Source organism: Corynebacterium sp. HMSC034B08 (assembly GCF_001835805.1).
Taxonomy (GTDB): Bacteria; Actinomycetota; Actinomycetes; order Mycobacteriales; family Mycobacteriaceae; genus Corynebacterium; species Corynebacterium coyleae.
In genome coordinates this window covers 175,926-183,977 of sequence record NZ_KV825933.1, presented here as the reverse complement: position 1 = coordinate 183,977, position 8,052 = coordinate 175,926, and the positions used below count along the sequence as shown (strand labels likewise).

Here is an 8,052-nt window from a genome sequence, read left to right as displayed (position 1 = left end):
GCCGATAGCAGACACACATTTTGTCGCTTAACCCGCACTTCATCATCCATATAAATAAAACTAGCCGCCTCCCCGTACGGAGAGGTCGGCTAGTCGTGATAGGATAGAGAATAGTGTTCGTCCCCCTCTTCCACAACCCATTACCCCCGGGCCACCCCTCGCCTAAACGTTCCCAACTCTTGGACGCTAGGAATCTAAGAGGCTTTTTCAGCCCCCGAATGTTTCACGTGGAACATCACGATGCCGCTGCGGCCAGCGCCCGCGCCACCGCCAAGTCCTCCCACGGCATGCCGACCATCTTAAACACGATGCGTCGGCTGGTGTCCAGCGCAACATCGCCACGGACCACGTCGGCCATGGACACGACGTCGTCCCACGAGAGTGCGCCTTCCTCGACCGCGATGGCAACGTCGCCGGCCTCGCCCTTGGCGGCGCCGACGTCTTCGACGATCACCTGCGCGCCTGCAAGGACGTCAGTATCAAGCTCGCGCGTGTCGGTGGTGTGGGCGCCGACGGCGAGGACGATGGCGCCGTCGCGAAGATGCTCGGCGCTCAGGATCGGAGAAGGGGAGGAGGTTGCGGTGACCACGAGTTCAGCGCCGGCCACCGCCTCGTCGGCAGCGGACGTGCCCGCCTCAGCCCAGGGATAGGCAAAACCGTCCGGGCGAGTCCGGGAGACGAACGTGCAGGAGACGTCGAGGACGTCCTCGAGCGTGGCGGCGTGGCCAAGGCCCTGGGCGCCGGTGCCGAAGATGACGGCGTTTACGGGGTCGTCGAGAAGCGAAAGCACCCCAGCGACGGCGACGGCGGGGGTGCGGAGGGTGGTGAGCGCGGCGGCGTCGATAAGCCACTCCGGCGTGAGCGTTTCGCCGCCCATGAGCAGGTACGAGCCCTGGATCAACGGGACATCCACGGTCGAGCCCGGCGGCTGGATGCCGAGCACCTTCACGCCGACCGCACCGTCGAGCGCCGACGGAAGCAGGTGCATCTCGCCGTGGGGGAGGCCGACCTTTTGGCGCTGCGAGTCAGTCGCGGGGTCGAAGCCGCTGAGCAGCGCGTCGCGCACGGCCTGGACCGCGGCGGCGGGGGAGAGGGTGGCCATTGCTTCGTCGTAGTCCACGTAGCGCATGGCGGCCAGTGTAGGGGAGTTACACGGCTCCATCTCGGGATGGCCGATCCCACAACGGAGCTAACTGTGGCAGTGAGAGCGCCCAGTCCAGGGATACACGCTCCTGTTCGAGCCGTTTGTTCCCTGATGCGATCAAGAACCGCCGTGCACGTTCCTCCTCCTCGGTGAGGCGGGGGAGCACGCGTGCAGTATCCCCTGGGTCAGCGACTGCGAGGTGGAGGAACCTCTGCACGGTGTCAATGTCCATCGCTGCGCTGACTACCGAAACGGAGCACCCGTCGGCAGACAAACGGGTACGCACAGTGTTCAGGATGGCGTAGCCGTCCGCGTCCGCATCGCCCCAGTACACAATCTGCCGCGCTTGACGGACCCACGGCAGCTCGTGGAGCGCGCCGGCGGTGTACCCCGCACCCCAAACCAGCACCACGTTTGAGCCTTCGGGCGTGTGCGGCAGTGCGAGGAACGTCTCCTTGTTCTCGACGACGAGCACCCTAAGGTCATCCGGGAGCGCAAGCGAGCCAAAGGGAACGGACACATCGACAAGCCCTGGCGCCGGTGCCAACGAAAAATCCAAGAACCGTACCCTCATCATGCGGTCGCCCTCGGCGAGCCCGAGGTCGTTCACCCCAAGGAGCCGTTGCAGCAATCTCCGGTGCGTGGCGATCCACTTCGTGTCCAGACCTTCGATAGGCACCGCACGCGGACGCAGGCCGGATTGTGGTTTCACGTGAAACCAATGCAATGCGAGGCAAAGTCGGTTGAAATCTTCCGCTGAAAGCGCAATCCACGCTGAATTGGTGCGAGCAGCACGCTCCCGGAACTCCGAACTGTCGGGAAACAGCTGAATCAGACGCGCAAACCTTTCGCGAGCCAGGGCAACTTCCCCAGCACGCCCGACCACCTCTGCTACGCGATCCCATCCGGACAACATCAGTCGCACCGGCACGTCGTGTTTGCCCAAGCCCGCCCAGGAACGCGTAGCCCACTCCACCTCACCTGCGGGTTCCCATGCTTGCCAGGTGCGGACGAATTCGCGGGCGCGGGTTTCGTCGCCAAGCACCTGCGCACGAGTCGGGGGTTTCAGAGGAATGGACACCTCGACGGGTTCGTCGAGGAGCAACTGCTCCATATTGAGCTTGAGAGGTAACTGGTCAGGCAGGCGCATAGGTTTCAATGAGCTCGAAGGTGGAACGTGCGACGGGATCCTCGGTGTAGTGGACCACGATGGTGCCGTCGACGTACGGGGAGAGGGTCTTGATCAGCTTCATCGGCGTAGCCAGCACCATGTGGAAGCCGAAGCTTTCAAACACGTCCATAGCGGTGCGGGTGAACACGGGGTCGGCGCGGTCGAAGGCCTCGTCGAGCACCACGGTGGCGTAGCGGGGCACGTCCGCGTCCACGCCCGCAAGGCGGTAGCGCAGTGCCGCGGCGAGGCAGAAGAACACCAGCTTCTGCGCCTGGCCGCCGGACAACGACGCGGAATCCACGTGGGTGTTGTGCACCGTGCCCTCGGCGTCCACCTCGTTGCCCACGAACTTCACATGCCTGCGGGTGTCCAGCACGACGTTGCGCCAACTGCGGTCGGCACGCTCGGAGGAGCCGAGGCGATCCATGATCTTGGCCAGGCGGTGGTAGCGCTCGATGGCGGTCTTCTCGTCCGCCTCGCTCAGGCTTCCGGCGGTCGCTTCGCGCAGGTCCTGCAGGAAGTCACGCACGACGCGGTCTCGGTTGTCGCGGACCTCAATCTGCAGGTAGCGCCCCTCGGTGTACGGGGAGCGGCGCAGCGACGCGTTGATGGGGCCCAAGTTGGTCTCAATGTCGCCCTTCGCGCGCTGCAGCTCCTTGTAAATCGTGTTCAGGTGCATCACGGACTGGCCGTTGAGCAGGTCCAGGAAGCGGCCGCGGAACTCCGGCAGGCGGTCCGAGCGCAGCATCTCCAACCTCGCAATAGCCTCGCCCGCAAACTCGGCCGCGGCCTGCAGCTCCGCAGACTCTGCGGACCACCGGGACTTGTAGTTGGACAGAATGTTCACGATGGCGTTGCTGGATTCCGTGATCGTCTTCGCCGCCTGCTTCGCCTGCGCGTCCAGCTGCGCGGTGACCTTGAAGGCGCTGTCGCTTAAGTTCTCCGGGGTCAGACGGCGCGTGGTGGCCGCGAGCATCGCATCCAGCTGCTCCGCCAGCGCCGGGTCCACCTCCACGTGCTCCGACTCGATCCGCTTCAGCCGCGCCTGATCGTCCTGCAGTGCCCGCGTGGCCACGGCGAGCTCGTCGTGCACGCTGCGCAACTCCTGCTCGGTGGCCTTCAACGTATCGACGGCCTCGCGCCACGCCCGCTCCAGCTCCTTCGCTTCAGGCGAGGAGGTCAGCCGTTCAAGCTCGGCGCGCAGGCTCGCCAACTGTTCCTCGACGCTGATGACGTCCACGCTGGCCCACTCCATAGCGTCGATAGCCCGAGCCTTCTCCACGTCGCTGGCCAGCGCCTTTTGCTTACGCTCAACTTCTGTTAGGCGGTTGCCCGCCGCCGTTGTCGCGCGTTTCGCCTCCGCCAGCTCCGCGCGCAGCGCCTCCACCTTGGCATGGTTGGAGGAGCCGAGGCGGTAGTTGCGCCGTTCGCCCAGGCGCTGCCTGTCGTTTTTCACGTACCGAGCGGAGCCAGTCCTATCGGCCGGGTTGCGCTCCAAGCCGTCGATGGTGGCCGCGCGCTTGTCTTGCCGTTCCAGCTCGTCCACGGTGCGCACTAAGGCGTAGTCGAAGGTGGTGGCCAGCATGCGCATCAGCCAGGGGCGCATCGGGTGCTCCACCACGCGCACCTTATGAAACAGGCTGAGCGGGTTCTTCGGTCCGCGCGGCATGTCCACGCCCTCGGGCACGGTGCGGTACTCAAGCCGCATCCCCAAGTGGCGGCCATTGACCCAGCTGCTCACCTCGCGCTCGCGCTCCGCTGGCACCAAAAGAGTCGCGGCAAAACCGCCGAGCAGGCGCTGGATCACCGGTTCCCACTCGGCTTGCTCCGGTAGCACGTCGATGAGCTCGCCCACGTACGGCAGCTCACGCACCGTCAGCCCGGTATCCGCACACAGCTGCGCGCGCTTCTCCACGTACCGCCGGTCAAGGTTGGAGGTGCGGTTGCCTAACGACGCCAACTCCGTCTCCACCGACGCCTCCGCGCCGGCAAGCCTCTCGCGTTCGCTTCGGGCCTTGAACCACGCTTCGCGCAGGTGCTCTACTTGCTCTGGCGCAGCCGCCAGCTCCGCCGACGCCTGTGCTTTCAGCTCTGCGAAGCGCTCGGTGTCCAACGCCCCGTCTAACTGCACCAGAGCCGCCAGGTCGCGCACTTTCGCCTTGCGCGCAACAAGCTCGTGCTCTTCGCGAGCGATGTTGCGCTCGATCTCGCCCAGGCTCTGCCCGGCAACCTGCTCTCTCTGCACCACGGCGCGCTGCACCGCCTCCTGCTGCGCTTCCTTGCGGGCCTCGAGGGATTGCGCCTGCACTTCGAGGGCGGCGAGTTGGGCGGAGCTGACGTCGATACGCTCACGCAGCTGCTTCGCCTCAATCGCACGTCGCACGTTGGGCAGGGCGGCGGACAGCGCGGCAGTGTTCTCCTGTGTCGCCTGCGCATCCTTGAGCTTGGTGTCCAGCCCCGGCAGGGGAGCGAGCGTCTCAATCTGCTGGTGCACGTCTTCGAGCCGCTCGTACGCCTGGCGCAGGTCCTCGTGCGTGGCCACGGCGTCCTCCGCGACCTGGAACGTGGCCGGTACGTCCAGCATGTAGTTGCGGAACAGCTCGTCCATGCTGGACAGGGACTTCGCGGACTGCGTGCGGTGCAGCAGCATCTGCGCTTCCTCGCTGCCGATACCCAGCTTGGAGCGGAAGCGGTTGGCAAACACGGAGTACTGGTCCGTGAACGTCACGCCGGCAGTTTTGTATTTCGCCTCCAACTTGCGCTTATCCAGGGAGTTCTGCAGCAACGGCACGAACCCGTCCACGTCCACCTCGCTGGGAAAAATGCCGTAGAGCGTTTTCACCTGCGCTTCCTGCTGCTGTCCCGCATTGAGGCGGTAGATTGCGGCGAGCGTGAACGCCTCCTTCCCGGCGCGGTAGGTCAGCGCGACAATGCTGGCTGTCGCTCCGGAGCGCAGGTACTGGCTGCGGATCTCGCCGGTGGCCGGGTCCTCACTGCGGCGCCACGCACCGCGGATATAGGACACGCGGCTGCGCCCCTTGTCACGGCCGGTTTCCTGCTGGGCGGCGGCGTTGAACCGCAGCTTGCCAGGCGGGACTAGTACGGCGGAGAAGGCGTCGATAAGCGTGGACTTGCCCGAGCCGGACGCGCCGGTGATCAAAAACCCACGCTCGCCGACGGGGATGTCGTAGTAGCCGTCGAACGTGCCCCAGTTGACCAGCTGCACGCGCGCAAGACGGAACTGCTCTGTCACTGTTCTGCCCCTTCCTGTGCCAGGCGCAGATACTCCTCGCGCAGCGCGTGGACCGTGTCAGCGTCGAAGATGTGGCGCAGCACAGGGGAGACCTCCCAGCGCCCCTCGGTCTCCGTGTCGGTGAGCAGGCTGTACTTGCGGATGGTGTTCACCGCCGCGGTGAAGCGCTTCTTAAACCCGGACTCGTCACGGTTGTCCACCGCACGGACGTAGCTGATGGCGCCATACAACTCATCTTCTCCCACCACGACGCGCTCGCCTGGGGTAGACATGCCCAGCTCGTGGCGCAGCTGCAGCAGGATCGCGGTTTGCAAGTGCGTCAGCGCCTCCGTGCGCAACACCGGCGGCACTTTCACGTCCTCGTCGTCCGGGCGGACGTGGCGAGTGAACGCGATGCCGGCGTCCTCGTCCACAACCAGCTCCAAAAACACATCGTGCAGCCGAGAGCGCAGCGTCTCCGTGTCGGTGGTGATGGCGTGCCAGGTTTCCTTCTTCCGGTCAGCGGTGATGAGCGGACCTTTGAGCAGGTCCACCAGTGCGCGCCGGGTTTCCTCGGACAGGGTGCCCGTGTCGCCCGTCCACAGCGGTTCCGTCATTGCATCTCCTTTACTGCTGCGGCGTCGAAATGCCACCGCGGGACCGTCGCCAAGCGAATGCTCCCATCGTCTTCCTCGAAGCGCACCTCTTCGCTGCCGTCCTGCCGCACCCCATGCTTCAGGGCCAGGTACACAAGGCCCACCACCGACCCCAGCCCCTGGGAGGCGGGATGGCGCTCGAGCACCTTGCCTATCGACGCCCCTCCGGCCATCCCAACCGTCTCCCCAACTGCCGCGATAAGCTCTTCCAAGTCGATCTCGCTTTCACGTACCGCCTGGTAGAGCGCCTCCGCGTCGCCCTCGCCGGGTTCAAACGCCTCCACCGCAGTGGTGATGACCTCCGCGCCCGGGTCCGCCAGCTTGATCTGCGCCACCGAGGTGATCTGCATCCCGATGCGCTGCAAGGGCGTGTCCATCTTGTGGGTGGCTGCAAGCTCCTCGCGCTCCGCGGCGTCGGCGGCGAGCTTGCGAGTGTCGCGTAAAAGCTCGATCATTCGGCGGTCCTCGGCAAACTGTTCGCTGGCCACGTAGTTGCGTAGGTTGCGGGCCAGGCGCGTCATCATGCGGTTAACCTCGTAGCCGGCGTCTTCCATGTCGCGGAACAGCCTGCGGAATTTCGCCCGCTCTTCGTGTGTCATCGCGGTGTTGTCGGCGCGCTCGAGCACCTGCCCAATCCACGTGTCCAACCACGCGCCGCGTTCCGGGTCGACCACCAACGAGTAGAACGCGTTGAAGCTTCTGCCAGCATCGGATTCCCCGATCAAGTCCACGCCGGCGAAGATCTCGTCCAGCACGTCGCCGCGCGAGCCCTCCGGATCCAGCAGTTGGCGGCGCAGCTGCGTATTGAGCGTTTCCAGCTCGTGCCGCACGCGCGCGAAATCGCCAGGGATCGCATTCGCCTGCTCCAGAATGTCGCCCACCCGTTCGTGCACGGTGGCGGGGGAGGGCAGCTCGAATTCCCCGCGCTCGACCTGCTCGATCTCTGCCTCGATGCGGGCGCGTTCGGCCTCGAGGTGCCTCAGGCGGGAGTCGATGTTCGGGTCCGTGTCCCGCGCGAGCGCCTGCAGGGCATTGCTTATCGACGCCACCCGGCTCGCCGTCACCGCCGATCGCGGTGCACTGACACGGTCCATCACCTGCAGCGCGGTGAGCGTTTGCTCGCTTGGTTCAAGCGTCTCACCCGTTTCCCTGGTGCCGGACTTGCGCACCAGCCACCCGGCTTTCACCCAGTCGTTGCAGTACGCCTGGGGTGTTTTCGGGAGCTCGAAGATACCGCGCAACACCGCGAAGTCCTCAGCCATGAGCTGATAGAGCTGCTCCGCAGGTCGGACCTCTGCGCCTCGCGGGAAGTGCTCCGCCACGACCGCGAGTAGCACCGGGGCGTTGTCCGCGTGCAACAAACGGATCGCGGCCGACTGCTCCTTTTCACGCTTATATGTCAGCGCCCGGGCCTGAATGGTCATGCCGACCATCATCCCATAGCACCCTCCCACCTGCACCGAAAAACTTTTTTGCTCTAGGTGTAGACACACTGAGGGCGATCGTCTATATCCGCTTTTGGGCCCCTCCGTCCACGGTCCATTCCCCCCCGAGACCGGTTGAGCACTCACCCACCCCCATTTAGAGTGCGAGTAGGCGGAAGGAATTCCGCTATTCTCAAGCGTTTTTAGGCGCCTAGGGTTAACGGTCAAAATGTCCGCGCCTCCTTTGACCCTTAACCCATCCATTCCCCCTAAGGATTGAGAAAACCACGCCGTCACGGCGAACCGGAGAGGACGTGGTGTGCGTAAACCCGAACATACACGATCTACTGAGCAACCATTGAATCGACACCAAATGCCCGAAGTACCAGTGCAGGTTTTTGGTCTCAGTGTTTCGCAGAGCCGGT

General features: G+C 64.8%; 5 protein-coding genes. All 5 read right to left on the bottom strand.

Annotated elements, in window-relative coordinates:
- Positions 1-235: 235 nt before the first annotated feature.
- The 5 genes from HMPREF2656_RS03940 to HMPREF2656_RS03920 are packed head-to-tail and all read right to left on the bottom strand — an operon-like array spanning position 236 to position 7,639.
- A complete protein-coding gene (locus HMPREF2656_RS03940; protein ID WP_070815913.1) occupies positions 236-1,129 on the bottom strand; it encodes an ornithine cyclodeaminase family protein in 894 nt (297 codons plus the stop codon).
- A gap of 19 nt (positions 1,130-1,148) precedes the next feature.
- On the bottom strand, positions 1,149-2,258 hold the full coding sequence (locus HMPREF2656_RS03935) for a DUF3322 domain-containing protein (RefSeq protein WP_210400954.1): 1,110 nt from the start codon (positions 2,256-2,258) through the stop codon (positions 1,149-1,151).
- Between the two features lie 22 nt (positions 2,259-2,280).
- Positions 2,281-5,568 (bottom strand): ATP-binding protein, encoded by a 3,288-nt coding sequence (locus tag HMPREF2656_RS03930; protein ID WP_070815911.1) that lies wholly within the window; start codon positions 5,566-5,568, stop codon positions 2,281-2,283.
- On the bottom strand, positions 5,565-6,164 hold the full coding sequence (locus tag HMPREF2656_RS03925) for a DUF4194 domain-containing protein (RefSeq protein ID WP_070815910.1): 600 nt from the start codon (positions 6,162-6,164) through the stop codon (positions 5,565-5,567). Before HMPREF2656_RS03925 ends, HMPREF2656_RS03930 begins: the two co-directional genes overlap by 4 nt.
- Entirely contained in the window at positions 6,161-7,639 is a 1,479-nt protein-coding gene (locus HMPREF2656_RS03920; RefSeq protein ID WP_371440646.1) for a DUF3375 domain-containing protein, read from the bottom strand. The genes HMPREF2656_RS03925 and HMPREF2656_RS03920 overlap by 4 nt, the downstream gene beginning before the upstream one ends.
- Between the last annotated feature and the right edge of the window lie 413 nt (positions 7,640-8,052).